The 16233-nt window shown below is 73.2% G+C and carries 15 protein-coding genes; 2 read left to right on the top strand and 13 right to left on the bottom strand.

The window, feature by feature from the left end:
- Positions 1–52 precede the first annotated feature (52 nt).
- The 6 genes from pqqA (ACR9E3_RS15110) to ACR9E3_RS15085 form a co-directional block, all read right to left on the bottom strand.
- Positions 53–145, bottom strand: coding sequence for a pyrroloquinoline quinone precursor peptide PqqA (gene pqqA, locus ACR9E3_RS15110; RefSeq protein WP_460381115.1), 93 nt, complete (start codon positions 143–145; stop codon positions 53–55).
- A 74-nt stretch (positions 146–219) separates the two neighbouring features.
- Positions 220–984 carry a ribonucleotide-diphosphate reductase subunit beta gene (locus tag ACR9E3_RS15105; protein ID WP_460381114.1) on the bottom strand — a complete coding sequence of 255 codons (765 nt, stop codon included), beginning with the start codon at positions 982–984 and terminating at the stop codon, positions 220–222.
- A gap of 13 nt (positions 985–997) precedes the next feature.
- On the bottom strand, positions 998–1213 hold the full coding sequence (gene rd / locus ACR9E3_RS15100) for a rubredoxin (RefSeq protein ID WP_285649603.1): 216 nt from the start codon (positions 1211–1213) through the stop codon (positions 998–1000).
- A 93-nt stretch (positions 1214–1306) separates the two neighbouring features.
- On the bottom strand, positions 1307–1396 hold the full coding sequence (gene pqqA, locus ACR9E3_RS15095; protein ID WP_460381113.1) for a pyrroloquinoline quinone precursor peptide PqqA: 90 nt from the start codon (positions 1394–1396) through the stop codon (positions 1307–1309).
- A gap of 58 nt (positions 1397–1454) precedes the next feature.
- Entirely contained in the window at positions 1455–3143 is a 1689-nt protein-coding gene (locus tag ACR9E3_RS15090; protein ID WP_460381112.1) for a PQQ-dependent dehydrogenase, methanol/ethanol family, read from the bottom strand.
- Between the two features lie 35 nt (positions 3144–3178).
- Complete coding sequence (locus tag ACR9E3_RS15085) at positions 3179–3637, bottom strand: MSMEG_3727 family PQQ-associated protein (protein ID WP_460381111.1); 459 nt, start codon at positions 3635–3637, stop codon at positions 3179–3181.
- 529 nt (positions 3638–4166) lie between these two features.
- Here ACR9E3_RS15085 and ACR9E3_RS15080 point away from each other — a divergent pair.
- Positions 4167–4925, top strand: coding sequence for a hypothetical protein (locus ACR9E3_RS15080; protein ID WP_460381110.1), 759 nt, complete (start codon positions 4167–4169; stop codon positions 4923–4925).
- A 78-nt stretch (positions 4926–5003) separates the two neighbouring features.
- Entirely contained in the window at positions 5004–7679 is a 2676-nt protein-coding gene (locus tag ACR9E3_RS15075; protein WP_460381108.1) for a DNA translocase FtsK, read from the top strand.
- 21 nt (positions 7680–7700) lie between these two features.
- Here the strand turns inward: ACR9E3_RS15075 and ACR9E3_RS15070 are convergent, their stop codons facing one another.
- The 7 genes from ACR9E3_RS15070 to ACR9E3_RS15040 form a co-directional block, all read right to left on the bottom strand.
- On the bottom strand, positions 7701–9977 hold the full coding sequence (locus tag ACR9E3_RS15070; protein WP_460381106.1) for an HNH endonuclease signature motif containing protein: 2277 nt from the start codon (positions 9975–9977) through the stop codon (positions 7701–7703).
- Between the two features lie 161 nt (positions 9978–10138).
- Positions 10139–11152: an amidohydrolase family protein gene (locus tag ACR9E3_RS15065; RefSeq protein ID WP_460381105.1), complete on the bottom strand. Its 1014-nt coding sequence runs from the start codon at positions 11150–11152 to the stop codon at positions 10139–10141.
- A 73-nt stretch (positions 11153–11225) separates the two neighbouring features.
- Entirely contained in the window at positions 11226–12182 is a 957-nt protein-coding gene (locus ACR9E3_RS15060) for a fumarylacetoacetate hydrolase family protein (RefSeq protein WP_460381104.1), read from the bottom strand.
- Complete coding sequence (locus ACR9E3_RS15055; protein ID WP_460381103.1) at positions 12182–13117, bottom strand: VOC family protein; 936 nt, start codon at positions 13115–13117, stop codon at positions 12182–12184. The genes ACR9E3_RS15060 and ACR9E3_RS15055 overlap by 1 nt, the downstream gene beginning before the upstream one ends.
- Before the next feature lie 14 nt (positions 13118–13131).
- Positions 13132–14259 carry an FAD-dependent monooxygenase gene (locus tag ACR9E3_RS15050; RefSeq protein WP_460381102.1) on the bottom strand — a complete coding sequence of 376 codons (1128 nt, stop codon included), beginning with the start codon at positions 14257–14259 and terminating at the stop codon, positions 13132–13134.
- Positions 14259–15248: a cyclase family protein gene (locus tag ACR9E3_RS15045; RefSeq protein WP_460381101.1), complete on the bottom strand. Its 990-nt coding sequence runs from the start codon at positions 15246–15248 to the stop codon at positions 14259–14261. Before ACR9E3_RS15045 ends, ACR9E3_RS15050 begins: the two co-directional genes overlap by 1 nt.
- Positions 15245–16189: a fumarylacetoacetate hydrolase family protein gene (locus ACR9E3_RS15040; RefSeq protein WP_460381100.1), complete on the bottom strand. Its 945-nt coding sequence runs from the start codon at positions 16187–16189 to the stop codon at positions 15245–15247. The genes ACR9E3_RS15045 and ACR9E3_RS15040 overlap by 4 nt, the downstream gene beginning before the upstream one ends.
- Between the last annotated feature and the right edge of the window lie 44 nt (positions 16190–16233).

Genomic DNA, 16233 nt, shown 5'->3' with positions numbered 1-16233 from the left:
GGCGACAGGGGCGCCCGGAACGACATTCCCGGCGCCCCTGTCGCGATCGTCGTCAATCGTCGAGCTGAGCGACATACATGGTCACCTCGGGGGCGACACCGATCTCCTCGAACTCCGGGGTCTCCCAGACGGAGAGCGACTCCATGATTTTCGCACCTCCTTTCGATCGACGAAGGTCAACATACCTGCCGCGGGGTCACGCGGCAGTGGGCCGAGGGGTCACCAGAACTTGATCCCGACGGACTTGAGGCGCCGCTGGTGCAGGTGCTCGACGTGCGCGATGTCGTCCTGGGCGATGAGGTCGCCCCACGCCGACGCGGCCTTGGTGCCCTGCGTCAGCAGTTCCTCCATCTGGTCGTCGACGACGTCGGCGCTCTGGATCACCCGGGACCCGAAGCCGATGTGCCAGCGCTCGTCACGGAGCACCAGCTCCATTCCCTTGACGACACCGGGCATCTTCACCGTCAGGCCCTTGAGCGTCTCGAGCAGCGCGTGCTGACCCGCCGTGAGCACGACACCCTCGAGGATCATGTGGTAGAGCCCGACGGCGGCGGTGAGCTGCTCGGGGTCCTCGGCCACCTGGGCCGCGATGGCCGGGAGGCGGTCCTCGAACAGCTCGACGAGGTCCGGGCTGACGCGGTCGCGCAGGTGGTCGACGCGCTCGGTCATGGTCGCGCCCGGCACCCCCGCGACCTCGCGCACCACGCGGTCGAAGAAGCGGGCGTGGCGCGCCTCGTCGCGGGCCTGGGCCTCGAAGACCTTGCCCATCATGTCGTCCTCGGTCGCGGCGCCGCGGAAGGACGTGAGGTGCGTGGCCACCGAGGTCTCACCGATGCAGAAGCCGGCGAGCAGCCCCAGGACCTGGTCGTACTCGTCCTGCTCGAGCTTCGGGAACGCCTCGGTGTCGGCGGTGAGGTCGATGGTGGTCTCGTCCCACTGCAGGGACTCGGCGAGCTGGACGAAGTGGCCGTACCCGGTGATCATGCTTGCTACAACCTCACATCTCCGGGAACTCACCCGGTTCCAGCTCGCGGAAGTCCGCCTTCTCGGCGCCGCAGATCGGGCACATCCAGTCGTCGGGAATGTCCTCGAAGGGCGTGCCCGGCGGGATGCCGCTGTCGGGATCGCCCTCCTCCGGATCATAGATGAACCCGCACATTTCGCAGAGCCAGCGAGCGGCCGCGGGGGGCGCCTCGGTCTGCTCGACGGTCATGTCCTCTCCTCCGCGGGATCTCCCGCCGGGTCCGTGCCGAAACGCCGCAAAGGGGCGCCGGAACGGATCCGGCGCCCCTTCGCGATCTGTCGGTCAGTCGTCCATCTGGGCGACGTACATCGTCACCTCAGGCGCGACGCCGATCTCCTCGAACTCCGGGGTCTCCCAGACGTGCATCTCCATGGGAGTCACTCCTTTCCGTCGGCTCCCGCCGACGATCGTCGTCAGGTCGGGCAAGGACTCACTCGGGCAGCGCGAAGCAGAACAGCGCGTCGCCGGCGGCCGCGCCGAGCAGGCCGGGCAGGAAGCCCTCGACCCAGCCGCCCCAGCCGGTCGGCACCGCGATGTACTGGCGCCCGTCCACCTCGTACGTCGACGGGCTCGAGTGGTGCCCGCTGCCGCACTGGAACGAGTACAGCTTCTCGCCGGTGTCGGCGTCGAGGGCGACGAACTCACCGGTCGGCGTGCCCTGGAACACCAGGCCACCCGCGGTGGTCAGCGTCGAGGCGCACATCGGGTACTCGTTGTTCCAGCGCCACTTCTCCTCGCCGGACACCGGGTCGATGGCGGCCACGTAGCCGTAGAAGTCGTCGAGGTCGACGGCCACACCCGCACCCCAGTAGGGGATGCTCTCCTTGAACTCGCGGCGGCGGCGGGTCGCCGTCGCCCCGACCTCCTGGACGGGCACGTAGATCAACCCCGTGTTGGGGTTGTACGACATGTGCGTCCACTCCTTGCCGCCGGCCGGGCCGGGCCAGAAGTGGACGGGGACGCCCTCCTCGTCCGGGTAGACCTTCGGCGTGACCTTGCCGTCGGGCGTGATCTCGCCCCACGTGATGCGGTCGACGAAGGGGAAGACCCGGAAGAGCTCGCCGTTGGTGCGGTCGAGGACGAAGAAGTAGCCGTTCTTGTCCGCGTGGGCGAGCAGCTTGCGCCCGTCCGGAGCGTCGAAGAGCAGGTTCTCCATCGTCGAGTCGTAGTCCCACAGGTCGTGCGGGGTGAACTGGTAGTGCCACCGGATGGTGCCGGTGTTCACGTCCACGGCCACGACGCTGTCGGTGTAGAGGTTGTCGCCGGGGCGCACGCCGCCGTCGAAGTCGGGCGCCGGGTTGCCGGTGCCCTGGTAGAGCAGTTCGAGCTCGGGGTCGTAGGTCGAGGTGACCCAGCAGTTGGCCCCGCCGCGCTGCCACGCCTCGGCGTTCTCGTCGCCCCACGTCTCCGACCCGGGCTCGCCCGGCTTCGGCACCGTGTAGCAGCGCCAGCGGCGCTCACCGGTCTGGGCGTCGAACGCGTCCATGTGGCCGCGGAGGCCGAACTCGCCGCCGGCGCTGCCGACCACGACCATGTCCTTGACGATCAGCGGGGCGACCGAGCCGCTCTCGCCGGCGCGCACGTCACCGTTGGTGACGTCCCAGACCAGGTCGCCCGTCGTCGCGTCGAGCGCGATGAGGTGGGCGTTGAGGGTGTACATGTACACCTTGCCGTGGCCCACGGCGACGCCGCGGTTGACGTTGCCGCAGCACAGCGACACGTCGTAGGGCGAGGCGTGCTTGTAGCGCCACAGCTCCTCGCCGGTCGCGGCGTCGATCGCCCAGACCTTGCCGTCGGGGCCGGAGACGTACATGACGCCCTCGACGACGAGCGGCGACGCCTCGAACGAGTAGGTCGACGCGCCGGAGTGCAGGCCGTTCATGCCGGCCTGGAACACCCACGCCGGGGTGAGGCGCTTGACGGTGTCCTTGTTGATCTTGTCGAGCGGGCTGTAGCGCTGGCCGTCGTAGCTGCCGTAGTAGGTCAGCCAGTTCTGGGGCTCCGACTTGGCGTTCTTGATGCGCTCGAAGTCGACGTTGCCCGTGGCCGGGGCGCTGCCCTTGGTGGCGCTGAGTGTCTTGTGGGGGACGGCCTCGCCGGCGTCCACGTAGTCGGTCATCGGTTTCCTCTCCGGTCTCTACGTGCGGTGTGGGCCTACGGACGCGGCTGCGGAGGACGGTCCTGCTTGGCGTCGTCGGGGACCTCGCCGCCGAACACGAGCGCGCCCGTCAGGCCGCGGCCCTCGTCGTTGCCGGTCGTGGAGCCGTAGTAGTAGGTGCCGGGGCCGCCCAGGGAGAGACGGGCCGTGCCCTTGGAGTGGTTGACCAGCCAGATGATCTTGGGGTCACCGTTGTGGGGCAGCACCGCGCAGTGGGTGTTCTTGTCGTCGTTGATGAGCGTGAGCTCGACCTCGCCGCCCTCGGGGAAGACGAGGATCGAGGGCTCCCAGATCAGCTCGTCCTCGGGGATGCGCACCGTGCCGCGCATGACCCCGTCGGACCCCTTCTCGGCGTATCCGATCGAGCCCGTGCCGAGCAGCCGGCCCAGCGCGGTCCTGTTCTGTCCGTCCAGGCCGGCGGCGGCCAGTTCGGCGTCTCGATCTGTGGACGTCATGCGACGTACCTCCTCATGGGTGCCCTTCTCGTCTCCGCTGACGACCCCGGGCTCGTGGCGACCGGGGCACGCCGGGCATGGCTCATCGCGGCGGACGTCCGGGTGAGGAGGGCTCTGCCGCCACGGGTCACACGACCGTCCGGCCGACGATGTCGACCACTGGGCGGCAGGACACACGCGGTGTGGCGGCGGCCGGACGATGACGGCCGCCGAGCGGTGTGTGCTGAGCCACAGGGGACAGTAGGGAGGCTGTCCCGGCTCGGCAAGGGCCGGTGCGGGGGTTTCAGATCTCGATCTTGCACGCGCAGCACTATCACGCTGGTGGCCTGGGATGATCACGGGAAGTAGTCGTCGAGCGTGTCCCGATATGCGGAACAGGCGCCGGGAGTGTGCGGAACGGACGACCCCCCTCTCCATCCGACCAGGTTCGCCGGTCCGAGGTGTCCTGGATCACCGCCCGCCGCTATCGTCGGTCGCGGGCGGGCCCGACGACGGGGATCCGGACCGCCCGGTGGGAGGTCGGTCGGCGGTGGGCAGGTTCGGGTCGACCGAAGCGCTCGCGTGGCTCGCGACCCACGGCGTGCACGCCGACAGCGTCGAGCTGAAGACGCTGCTCGTACCGCCCGCGGGAGCCGCCGCGGAGGCGCTCACGGGACGCCACGGGCCCACGTGGAGCGTGCGCCAGACCTACCTGCTCGACACCGAGAGCCTCGACTTCCTGCGGGTCGGCGTCGAGATCCGCCTGCGACGCCGCGCGCGCGGCAAGTTCGACCTCGCGGTCTCGGCGCGGCGCCGCGGCACCGAGCTCGGGTGCTACCGGCCGCGGGGCGCGCGGGTCGAGTACGACGTCGTCCCCGCCGGGGTGTGGAAGGACATCGAGGTGCGCCGCGACATCGACTCGGCGGCGGCCGCGGCCGTGATCGCGGGCTCCGCGAAGGCGCGCGAGCTCCTCTCGGGCACCCAGTGCACGTGGGCGTGCGAGGGCGGGAGCGAGGTCGTCGACGACGACCGGCTCATCGAGCTGAAGGTGCACGGGCCCCTCGTCGTCCGGCGCGTCAAGGTGGCGGCCACGGGGATGGGGCTGCCCCGCGTCGACCTGGAGCACTTCCGTTTCCCGAGCGGTCGCGAGCTCGTCGAGCTGTCGACCCGCTGCTGCCCCCAGGACGTGCAGCCCACCGCCTCCGGATTCGAGCACCTGCTCGACGACCGCGACGTCGTCGTGGCCCCGGAGTACTGCACCAAGACCTCGGTGTGGCACGACGAGATCGCGCGGCGGGGCCCTGGCTGAGTCACGTCCCGGAGTGAGGCCCTTCCGGGGCGCGTGTGGTTACCGGGACGCGTGGGGCCCGCGGGCTACCGTGGGCGCATGGCCGGGCGCACCGAGACACGAGACCAGTCCTCACGGGGCTCGGACCGCAGCCGCCCGCTGACGGGCGGGCGGACACCGCGGCAGCGCGGCACGGGCCCGGCGGCGTCGACCCGGTCCCCGCAGCAGCGGCCGCCCGCCAAGCGCCGGCCCGCGGGCTCGTCGACGAGGAAGCGCCCGCCGGCCCGTCGCTCCGGGCCCGGGCCGATCGTGCGGACGCTGCGCGGGGGCTGGGTGCTCACCGCCCGCGGGCTCGGCTCGCTCGTGCGCACGTTGGGGCGGGCCCGTGACGTCGACGCGGCGCACCGCCGCGACGGGGTGGCGCTGGCGCTGGTCGTGCTCGCGGTGCTCACGGCGGCGGGGGTGTGGTGGGGCGCCGGCGGTCCGGTCGGCACCGGCCTGGACGTCGGGCTGCGGACCGTCATCGGTGCGGCCGCGCTCGTGCTGCCCGTCGTGCTGCTCGGGGTCGCCGTGATCCTCCTGCGCACCGACCCGCAGCCCGAGACCCGTCCGCGCACGGTGGTCGGCGCGTTCCTGTTCGGCCTCGCCGTGCTCGCCGTCTGGCACCTCGTCGTCGGTGCGCCGCGCGAGCTCGACGGACGGCGCGCGGCGGGGGGCGTCCTCGGCGCCGTGATCGCCGACCCGCTCGCCCGGGGCGTGACGACGTGGATCGCCGGGATCGTGCTGGTGCTCGTGGGCCTCTACGGCCTGCTGGTGCTCACGGGCACGCCGGTGCGCGAGATCGGCGAGCGCCTGCGCCTGCTGGTCACCGGCGAGCGCCCCGACGACGACTGGGGTGGCCCGGACGACGTCGACGTCGACGCCGACGGCGTGCCCCTCGACGACCCGGACGGCACCGCGCCGACCACGGCGATCCGCCGGCGGGGCAAGCGCTCGGGTGCCGACGAGGAGGCGGCCGACGCCGAGGACGGGGACGCCGCCCGCCACCCGGCGCGGCACCGCGACCGCACCGCCGCGGCCGTCCCCGACCTGACCAGCCCGCCGCGGGACGAGGAGGCCCCGGTCCCGGCCCCGGCCCCGCCGCGGCCGAAGAAGAAGCCCGCCCCGGCTCCCGCGGCCGAGGCCCCGGAGGAGACCGAGCCCGACCCGCAGGCGGCGGCCTCGTTCAGCTCCCACCGCGACGTCACCGACGGCGACTACCGCCTCCCGCCGCCCGACCTGCTCACGGCCGGCGAGCCGCCCAAGGCCCGTAGCGCCGCGAACGACGCCATGATCGAGGCGATCACCGGCGTGCTGGAGCAGTTCAAGGTGGACGCCGAGGTCACCGGGTTCACCCGCGGGCCGACGGTCACGCGTTACGAGGTCGAGCTCGGGCACGGCGTGAAGGTCGAGAAGATCACCGCGCTGCACCGCAACCTCGCCTACGCCGCGGCCACCGACCGCGTGCTGCTGCTCGCGCCCATCCCGGGCAAGTCGGCGGTAGGCATCGAGGTGCCGAACAGCGACCGCGAGATGGTCCGGCTCGGCGACGTGCTCACCTCGCCGACCGCGCGGGCCGAGACCCACCCGATGGTCATCGGCCTGGGCAAGGACATCGAGGGCCGGATGGTGACGGCCAACCTCGCGAAGATGCCGCACCTGCTGGTCGCCGGCTCCACCGGCTCCGGTAAGTCGAGCTTCGTCAACTCGATGCTCGTCTCGCTGCTGCAGCGCTCGACGCCGGACGAGGTCCGGATGATCCTCATCGACCCGAAGATGGTCGAGCTGACGCCCTACGAGGGCATCCCGCACCTCATCACGCCGATCATCACCTCGCCGAAGAAGGCGGCCACGGCGCTGCAGTGGCTGGTGGAGGAGATGGAGCAGCGCTACGCGGACATGCAGGCCAACCGTGTGCGGCACATCGACACGTTCAACGAGAAGGTGCGCAGCGGGGCGATCCAGGCGCCGCTCGGCTCGGAGCGCGTGTACCGCCCGTACCCGTACATCATGTGCATCGTCGACGAGCTCGCCGACCTCATGATGACCGCGCCCCGCGACGTCGAGGACGCGATCGTGCGCATCACCCAGAAGGCCCGCGCCGCCGGCATCCACCTGGTGCTCGCCACGCAGCGGCCGTCCGTCGACGTCGTCACCGGCCTGATCAAGACGAACGTGCCGTCGCGGCTCGCGTTCGCGACGTCGTCGCTCACCGACTCGCGCGTCATCCTCGACCAGCCCGGGGCCGAGAAGCTCATCGGCATGGGCGACGCGCTCTTCCTGCCGATGGGGGCGGGGAAGACGAACCGCCTGCAGGGCGCGTTCATCTCCGACGACGAGATCTCCGCGGTCGTCGAGCACTGCAAGGAGCAGGCCGACCCCGACTACACCGAGGGCGTCACCACCGAGGCCGCGGGCGACAAGAAGGAGATCGACGCGGACATCGGCGACGACCTCGAGCTCGTGGTCGCGGCCGCCGAGCTCATCGTCACCAGCCAGTTCGGCTCGACCTCGATGCTGCAGCGCAAGCTCCGCGTCGGGTTCGCGAAGGCCGGCCGGCTCATGGACCTGCTCGAGACCCGGGGCGTCGTCGGTCCGTCGGAGGGTTCCAAGGCCCGCGACGTGCTGTTCAAGCCCGATGAGCTGCCCGACCTGCTGGCGTCCCTGCGCGGCGAACCGACCCCGGCGCCGGCCGCCGACCCCGACTCGGACATCCCGCCGCCGAGCGAGGACTGACGCGGAAGTCGTCGGTCGCTCCTAGAAGGGCGGCGGGTCGTCGGCGCCGGACTCGGCGGCCGTCGTCGGCGGGGTGGGTGCGGGTCGGGTCCGTGAGCGCTGGGCGGCGAGCTTCGGGGCGATCTTCTCGAGCCACCGGGGGTCGGGGTCGTCGTCCTCGCGGTCGGGGTGGCCGTCGTCGGGGAGGGGCCGGGGTGTGGCGGCGGGGCTCGGGGCGGGGAGTGATCGGAGGATCTTCTTCGGCCCGGTGGTGTGGGTGATCCCGGCCCGGGTGCGGATCACGAACCACCCCGGCAGGGGCTGCCGCACGTGCCAGCCGCCGAGGTGCTTGAGGCGGTGGTCGTGGGTGCACCACGCCCCGAGGTTCCAGGTGACGGTGGGCCCGCCCCGGGCGTGGTCGCGGGTGTGGTCGATCTCGGCGCGGTGGGCGGGCTGCCGACACCAGGGGATGACGCAGTGCCGGTCGCGGGCGCGGGTCCAACGCTCGGCCTCGGCGCCGGGACGTCGGCGTAGCCAGTCTTCGGGACCGCTGGCAGCGTCGGGTGGGTGCCCGAGGGTGCCGGCGTGGCGCAGATCGGCGAGGCGGGCCTGGAGCTCGCGCAGGAGCGGCGCCCAGCCGGGGTGGTCGTCGGGGTGCAGGGCAGCGAGCACCGTCGTCGGAACCTGGAGTTCGACGATCGCGCCGGTCCGGGCCGGGCCCGGTGTCTGCCCCCGCGCACGGTGACGGCCGCGGGGGCTCGCTGGTCGGGATGGTCGACGGCGGGCGAGCAGGACGTGGTGGAGATGGCCGCCGGGGTCGGTGAGGACGACGCGCCACTCGCCGTGGTGTCGGGCGGCGATCAGGTCGCGGGCCACCGGGGCGGTGACGGCGCCGAAGCCGGGGACGGTGGCGGGGTACCGGTCGGCTCCGAGCGCGGTGGTCAGCCGGAGCCGGATCTCGACGGTGCCGCGGCGCAGCCGTCCGGCGCGCGACTCCACCGGCGGCGCGGACTCAGGCTCATCGGTGTCGTCGTCCTCGGCGGGAGGGCCGGGAAGGCCGGGAAGGTCGAGGGCGCCGTGCTCGGCGGGCGACCGCGGCGCGGGCTGCTCCGGAGCGACCTCGTCAGGGTCGTCCTCGTGTCGACCGTCGGAGGCGCCGCCGCTGGGGCCCTCGCCGCCGCTGGGGCCCTCGCCGTCGCGGCGGTCGTCGTCGGGGCGGTCGTCGTCGGGGCGGTCGTCGTCAGGGTTCTCGTCGTCGGGGTCCTCGTCGTTCGGCCTCCGACCGGGGTCGCCGTCACCGGGTCCACCATCAGGCCCGCTGTCGTCCGGACCGGGATCAAGGCCGCCGTCAGCGGGTCCACCATGAGGACCGTCAGGCCCGCTGTCGTCCGGACCCGGATCGGGATCGGGGTCGTTGTCATCGGGTCCGCCGTCGTCGGGTCCGCCGTCGTCGGGGCCGTTGTCGTCCGGCTTGCCATCGTCGGGTTCGTCGGAGGTGTCGGAGGCGTGGTACTCGGCGGCGAGGAGGCGGGCGATGTCGTCGTCGGGCATGCCCGCCGTGGACCCGTCGAGCAGCCGTGTCCCGACCTGTCGGCGCAGCAGCGCGATGGGGGTGAGCACCCCGAGCCCGCGGATCGCCGCGGCCAGCGCCTCGATCCGCGCCATCGACGCGATCCCGTCGGTCGCGGGAGCGTCGACCAGCGCCAGGGTCGCGGTGCCCGACGGGTTCATCGACAGCTCCACCCGCCCCCGCGACTCGGCCCGCTTGCGGCGCCGCTCGGCCCACTCCGGATCGAGGGCGAGCACGACCTCCTCGAACTGTTCCCGCAACGCCGTGACCGGCAGCTCGGCGGCCTCGGGCAGCACCTCGGCCACCGCGAGCCGCGCGTGATCAGCGGACAGGTCGGTGGTCAGCTCGCTGATCGCGCGAACCTTGGGTTCGTCGAGGCACCCCTGCCACAGGGCTGAGCCGAGCGCGGGCAGCCGGGAGAAGAGATCATCGGCGAGCTGCAGACGCCGGGAGGCCGTCGTGCGGGAGCAGCCCAGCACCGCCGCGACCTCGTCGCCAGAGAACTCGTCGCTGCTCGGCAGCCGGCCGGTGTGCCCGTCCTGCGCCGTGCCCAACTCCCGGAGACCGGCCAGCAGCATCGCCTCGGCGCGGTTGTGGACCTGCCACCGCGCCCGCACGTACGCCGCCAGGTCCTCCCCGGTCAGCGTGCGCGGGTCCGTCCCGTCGAGCTCGGCCATCAGGTCGGCATCCGGCTCACGACCCGCCAGCGCGGCCGCCAGGCCACACCCCAGATCGTGGTCGATGCTCATACCCGGGACGCTACGACCGCCCCCCGACAGTCCCGCCTCGGTAAGCCCAGGTCAGGCCGCACCGGCACGTCACGGAACGGCAACGATCCGGGGAGGAGTCGCGCCGCTCGCGCGGGCTCGGTTCGAGGACGTCCGGGAAACACCGGACCGCCGCCTCACCGTCACGCGGCGCGGTCGCGGCTCGGGGCCAGGAGCGCGGCAGCGGCCCCGGCGCGGACGAGCTCGGCCTCGGCAGGGTCGAGGCCCGCGGCCGCGAGGCGATCGAGGGGATCGGTGACGCCCATGTCGAAGGGGTGGTCGGTGCCGAGGCAGACGCGATCGGCGCCGGCGACGGCCACGAGGTGGCGCAGGGCCTCGGGCGTGTAGACCAGCGCGTCGAACCACAGCCGGCGCAGCGCCCGGCTCGGGGGCGCGGGCGCCGCCCGGTCGCCGGACCGGGCGTGCCAGGCGTGGTCCTGGCGCGCCGTGCCGTACGGGAAGAAGCCGCCGCCGTGCGCCGCGAGGACGCGGACCCCCTCGGGCAGGGCGTCCGACGCCACCAGACGCGAGAGGGCCACGGTCGTCTCCACGGGGTTGCCGACGCTGTTGGACAGGTAGCCGACGTCGAGGCGCTCGCCGAGCGTGCAGCCCCAGGGATGGATGAACACCACGGCCTCGAGCTCGGCGGCGGCGGCCCAGAACCCGCGCAGCGCAGGGTCGTCGAGCTCGCGGCGCACCCCGTCGGGCCCGGTGACGAACGTGCCGATCTCCACCCCGCGCAGGCCGTCCGCGACCGCCGCCCGCAGGACCTCGACCGCGAGGTCGGGATGCTGCAGGGGTGTCGTCCCGAGGCCGACGAGCCGGTCCGGGGCACCCGCGCAGTGCGCGAGCACGCCCTCGTTGACCGCCGCCGCGTACCGGGCGGCGAGGTCGCGGTCGGCCCAGGTGTGGTGGATGGGCATCGGGCTGACGAGCTGGACCTCGACACCGGCGGCGTCCATCGCCGCGAGCCGGAGGCCCCGGTCGGTCAACGCCGGGCCGAGGGCCCCGATCTGATCGCGGTTGACCCGGGACGACGCCGGCCCGGCGGCGCGCGCCTCGGCGATCCGGGCCTCGGCCAGGGCGGGCTCGTCGGCGACGAGGGCCTCGGCGGCGGGCACCAGGAGATGGGCGTGGACGTCGACGGTGGGGCTCATGCGGTCTCCGGGCGAGTGATCGAAGTACCGATACGGACGCTGAGTGTCTGTGATGGCACTTCGCTGACACGGGTCACCGGGCGACGCGATCGGTCGGGCGGGTGCGGGGGCGCGGGCGGGCGCGGGGGATCGGGACGGGGTCGGCGCCGGCGACCACGTGCGAGGTCAGCGTCCCGATGCCCTCCACCGTCAGCGAGACCTCGGAGCCCGGTCCGAGCGGCGGCAGGTCCTCGTGCGTGGCGCCGCGGCCCCAGAGCTCGCCGAGGCAGCCGCCGTGGCCGCACGTCCCGGAGCCCAGCACGTCGCCGGGCCGGACCTCGGTGCCCCGCGACGCGTAGGCGACGAGGTCGCCGAGAGGCCAGCCCATGTTCGAGAGGAGATCCTCGCCGACGACGCGGCCGTCGACCGACGCCGTCATCGCGAGGTCGAGGAAGCCCTCGGCGTCGGGCGAGAACTCGTCGGCCGTGACCAGCCACGGTCCGAGCGTCGTCGCGGTGTCCTTGCCCTTGGCCGGGCCGAGCCCGACCTGCATCTCGCGGGACTGGACGTCTCGGGCCGACCAGTCGTTGAGGATCGTCAGCCCCGCGACGTGGCCCCACCCGTCGGCGGGACCGACGTCGCGACCGGTCCGCCCGATGACGACACCGACCTCGAGCTCGAAGTCGAGGACCGCGCACCCGGGCGGCACGGGGACGTCGTCGGCGGGGCCGAGCGTCGCGTACGGGTTCGAGAAGTAGAAGGTCGGCGCGTCGTACCAGGCGTCCGGCACCCCCGTGCCCGACCGCATCCCCTCCACGTGCTCCTCGAAGGCGACGAAGTCGCGCACCGTCGGTGGCTCGAGCGGGGCGAGCAGCCGGGCGTCGGCCAGCGCGACGGGTCGGGCCCGCAGGGCGTCGGCGCCCGCCTCGAGCAGGGTGCCGTCACGCAGCAGGTCGAGCACCGTGGCCGCGCCCGAGAGCACGTGGACGTGGTCGTCGACCACCACCCCGACGCGGGCCGTTCCGTCGTGCAGCGTCGATGCGATCTTCATCAGACCGGCGGGGCGACGAAGACGCCGCGGTCGGGGTCGTTGAAGGACTTCTTCGCGACGAACTCGCTCATCGGGTTCGCCGTGCCCCACTGGTCGGAGACCATCGGGTCGGTGAAGTCGTGCAGCGACGGGTGCCAGGTGTCCTCGTCGAGGCACTCGAGCTCGGTCGTGTACTCGACGGTGTTGCCCTGCGGGTCGAGGAAGTACGAGAACGTGTTGTTCCCGGCCAGATGGCGCCCGGGGCCCCACACCTTCTCGACGCCCGCCCGCAGCAGCCGGCCGGTGCCGCGCATGTACTCGTCGATGCCGCGAAGCTCGAACGACGCGTGGTGCAGCGACACGTGCGGGCAGCGGGCGATCGCCAGCGAGTGGTGCTGGGGGTTGCAGCGCAGGAACCACATCATCTCGCCCATGTGCGGGGAGAAGAGCGTGTCGGAGAGTGCGAAGTCCAGGTGACGGTCGTACCAGGCCACCAGCGCCTCGGGCCGCGGTGAGTTGATCACCACGTGCGAGAGCTTGACCGGCACCGACTCGCCCTCCTCGACGCGCCGGTGCGCGCGGACGGCGACGTCGGCCGACACCTCGATCGTGCGGCCCTCGAGGTCGAAGAACCGGAAGCCGTAGCCGCCCCCGGGGGTCGTCAGCTTGTCGGGGGTGCTGACCAGCGTGACGCCGTCGCGGCCGAGCTTCTCGGCGAGGGCGTCGACGTCGGCGGGGGTCCCGGCGCCGAAGGCGATGAGGTCGACGCGCTTCTCCGCGTCGGCGCGCAGGCGCACCTGGTACTGCTCGGGCGAGCCCTCGGCGGCGAGGAACGCGATGCCGGTGTCGGTGGTCTCGGGGGAGAGCTTCCACAGGTCGCGGTAGAACGCGAGCTGGGTGTCGAAGTCGGGCACGGCGAGGTCGACGTGCCGGAGGTGGGTGATCAGGCGGTCCATGGGGGGGGGGCTCCTCAGGGTCGCTGCGCGAGCAGCGCGGCGGTCCGGGCCATCAGCCCGGGGACGTCGGCGGCGCCGCCGGCCTGCGGCGGGGGCTCGTGGTCGAGCAGCCAGCGGGCGAGCTGCACGGAACTCGCGACCACCGCGCCGGCCCGTTCCCGACGACGGGCGGTGTAGGCCGTGAGCGCGGCGTCGAGGTCCTCGGTGGCCTGCAGCTCCTCGACCAGGACGGTCGCGTCCTCGAGGGCCATGGCCGCGCCCTGGGCGAGGGTCGGCGGGCACGAGTGCGCGGCGTCGCCGGCGAGGACGACGCGGCCCCGGTGCCACGGCCCGTCGACGAGGTGGTGGGTGAACCACGTGTAGTTGACGCGGGAGGCGTCGGTCATCCGTGCCCGTATCTCGGTCCACGGCCCGCCGTAGTGGTCGGCCAGCCCCCGCATGGTGGCGAGCTGCTCGTCGAGGGAGAGGCCGGTGCGGTCGGCCGCGTCCTCGACGAGGTAGGCGTAGATCGAGTCGTCGCCGGTGGGGCAGTACCCGGCGATGTAGGCCGCGCCGCCGTAGATCAGGTCGGTGCGGGTGATCGACGACGGCCGCGTCGTGACGACCCGCCAGATGCCCATGCCGATCGGCTCGGGACGGGTGTCGATGCCGAGCTGCGCCCGGACGCCGGAGTTGAGGCCGTCGGCCCCGACGACGAGGTCGTGGGTGCTCCGGGTGCCGTCAGCGAGGACGACCTCGCCGGAGGAGGCGACGCTCTCCAGGCGGGTGCCGGTCCGGACCTTGACGCCGACCTCGGCGGCCCGCTCGGCCAGCAGTCGGGCCATCTCCCCGCGGGGCATCCCCACGGTGGCGGGCAGGTCATCGCCGCCGGTCCGCGCGTCGGGGATGACCGCGAGGACGCCGCCGTCCGGGGTGCGAAGGCCGACCTCGTCGAACGCGTAGCCGCGGGCCAGCACGTCGTCGAGGACCCCGAGGTCGCGGAAGACCCGCAGGGCGTTGCCCTGCAGGGTGATCCCGGACCCGGCGGTCCCGATCTCGGGCGTCGCCTCGACGAGCTCGACGGTCACGCCGGCGCGGGCCAGCAGGATGGCGGTGGCGGCGCCGGCAGCACCGCCGCCCACCACCAATGCGTTCTGGATCATCACTTCACCGCGATCGGGTTGACGGGGGAACCGACGGCACCGGTGATGCGCAGGGGAGCCGCCGTGAGGAAGAAGGCGTAGCGGCCGTCGGCCGCGCAGTCGGCGGCGAGCCCGTCGAGGTCCCACATCTCCCCGAGGAACAGGCCGAGGTGCGGGATGGCGACCTGGTGCAGGGGCTGGAAGGCGACCTCGAACTCGTTGGGCCGCACCTCCACCCCCCACGTGTCGGTGGCGATCGCGGCGACGTCGCGGTCGTGCAGCCAGTCCAGCGTGGTGAACGACAGGCCCGGTGCCGGCCCGCCCGCGTAGCCGCCCCAGCCCTCCCGGCGGGTGCGGGCGTACTGGCCGGTGCGGACGCAGACGATGTCGCCCGGCCGGACCTCGACACCCTGGGCCCGGGCGATCATGTCCAGCTCGTCGGCGGTGATCGGGTAGGCGTCCGGGAGCTCGCCCCGCTCGTCGCCGAGGACCCGCCCCGCGTCGAGCAGGACACCCCGCCCCGCGAGGTGGGCGGCCGCGGTCTCGATGCCGGTGAGCAGATCGCCCTCGACGCGGACCACCGCGGCGGCGTCGCGGCCGTTCCAGGCCTTGCCGTGGTCGAAGATGTGGCCGAGGCCGTCCCACTGCGTCGAGCACTGCAGCGGCATCGCGATGACGTCGTCGGCGCCGCCGATGCCGTGCGGGAACTCCCCGTCGAGGGCCTCGTGGCCGGTGCCGAGCATGGTGTGCACCGGGTTGGTGCGCTTCTTCCAGCCGTTCTGCGGGCCGGTCTCGTCGAACGGCTGCGAGAGGGAGAACGCCACGCCGGTCCGCACGCACGCGGCTCCCTCGACGCGCGTGGCCGGCGTCAGCAGGTTCAGCGAGCCCAGGACGTCGTCGGGGCCCCAGCGGCCCCACCGCGAGACCCGGGCGGCGACGGCGGCGACGGCCTCCTCCGGCTTCGCCGGGTCGTGTCCGGCCGCGACGATCGCGCTCGTGTCGGTGCTCATCGCGACGCCACCACCCGGGTGCGCTGGGTGCCCAGACCCGTGATCGAGCCGACCATGACGTCGCCGTCGCGCAGCAGTCGGCCCAGCGCCATGCCGTTGCCGGCGGGGCTGCCGGTGAGCACGAGGTCGCCGGTGCGCAACGGTGTGATCTCCGAGGCCGCGGCGACCAGGGCGGCGACGTCGAAGAGCATGTCCTTGGTGGTCTCGTCCTGCATCACTCCGCCGTCGGGGCCGTCCAGCTCGAGGCGGATCCGCAGGTCGGACGGGTCGACGTCGCGGGCGAGGACCAGCCAGGGGCCGAGCGGGGTGAAACCGGGGCCGTTCTTCGCGCGGAACCAGTCGGTGCCGATCTCGGGCATGTCCCGGCGGAACACGAGGTCGCGGGCGGTGAGGTCGTTGGCGATCGTGTAGGCGGCGACGTGGTCGAGCGCGTGGGCCCGGTCGACGCGGAACGCCTCGCGCCCGATCACGGCGGCCAGCTCGAGCTCCCAGTCGAACTTCGCGGTCCAGGGCGGGATCGTGACGTCGTCGGCGGGCCCGGTCACGGCCGAGGGCAGCCCGATGAACAGGTAGGGCGTGCCCTCCGCGGCGCGCCGGTCCATCATCGCCGCGACCTCGGCGCGGATCTCGGCGTCGGGCCGGGTGCCCCGCTCGGCGTGGTGGGCGGCGGCGAGGTCGATGACGTGGGTCCGGTAGTTCGCGCCGGACTGGAGGATCTGTCCGGGCTCGAGCGGAGCGAGCACGGTGAGCCCGTCGAGGGGGACGCCCGGCCGGTCGGCGAGGGCGTCGAGGGCGGCGACCGCGCGGTCCCCGTCGGCGAGCAGGTCCCGCGTGGTCGCGCCGACCTCGCTGACGTCGACGACGGTCCCCGCGTCCGTCACGAGCCCGGGGAACCGGTGTCCGCCGGCTCCGGCGAACGTGCCCAGCCTGATCGCCCCCATGGGCGTGCCCTCCGCATCGAGAGTCCGTGTGGTCGCGACCACGA

The sequence above is a fragment of the Actinomycetospora sp. C-140 genome, from assembly GCF_054796175.1.
The sequence above is the reverse complement of the archived record's forward strand: the minus strand, read 5'-3'. Positions and strand labels throughout refer to the sequence as shown.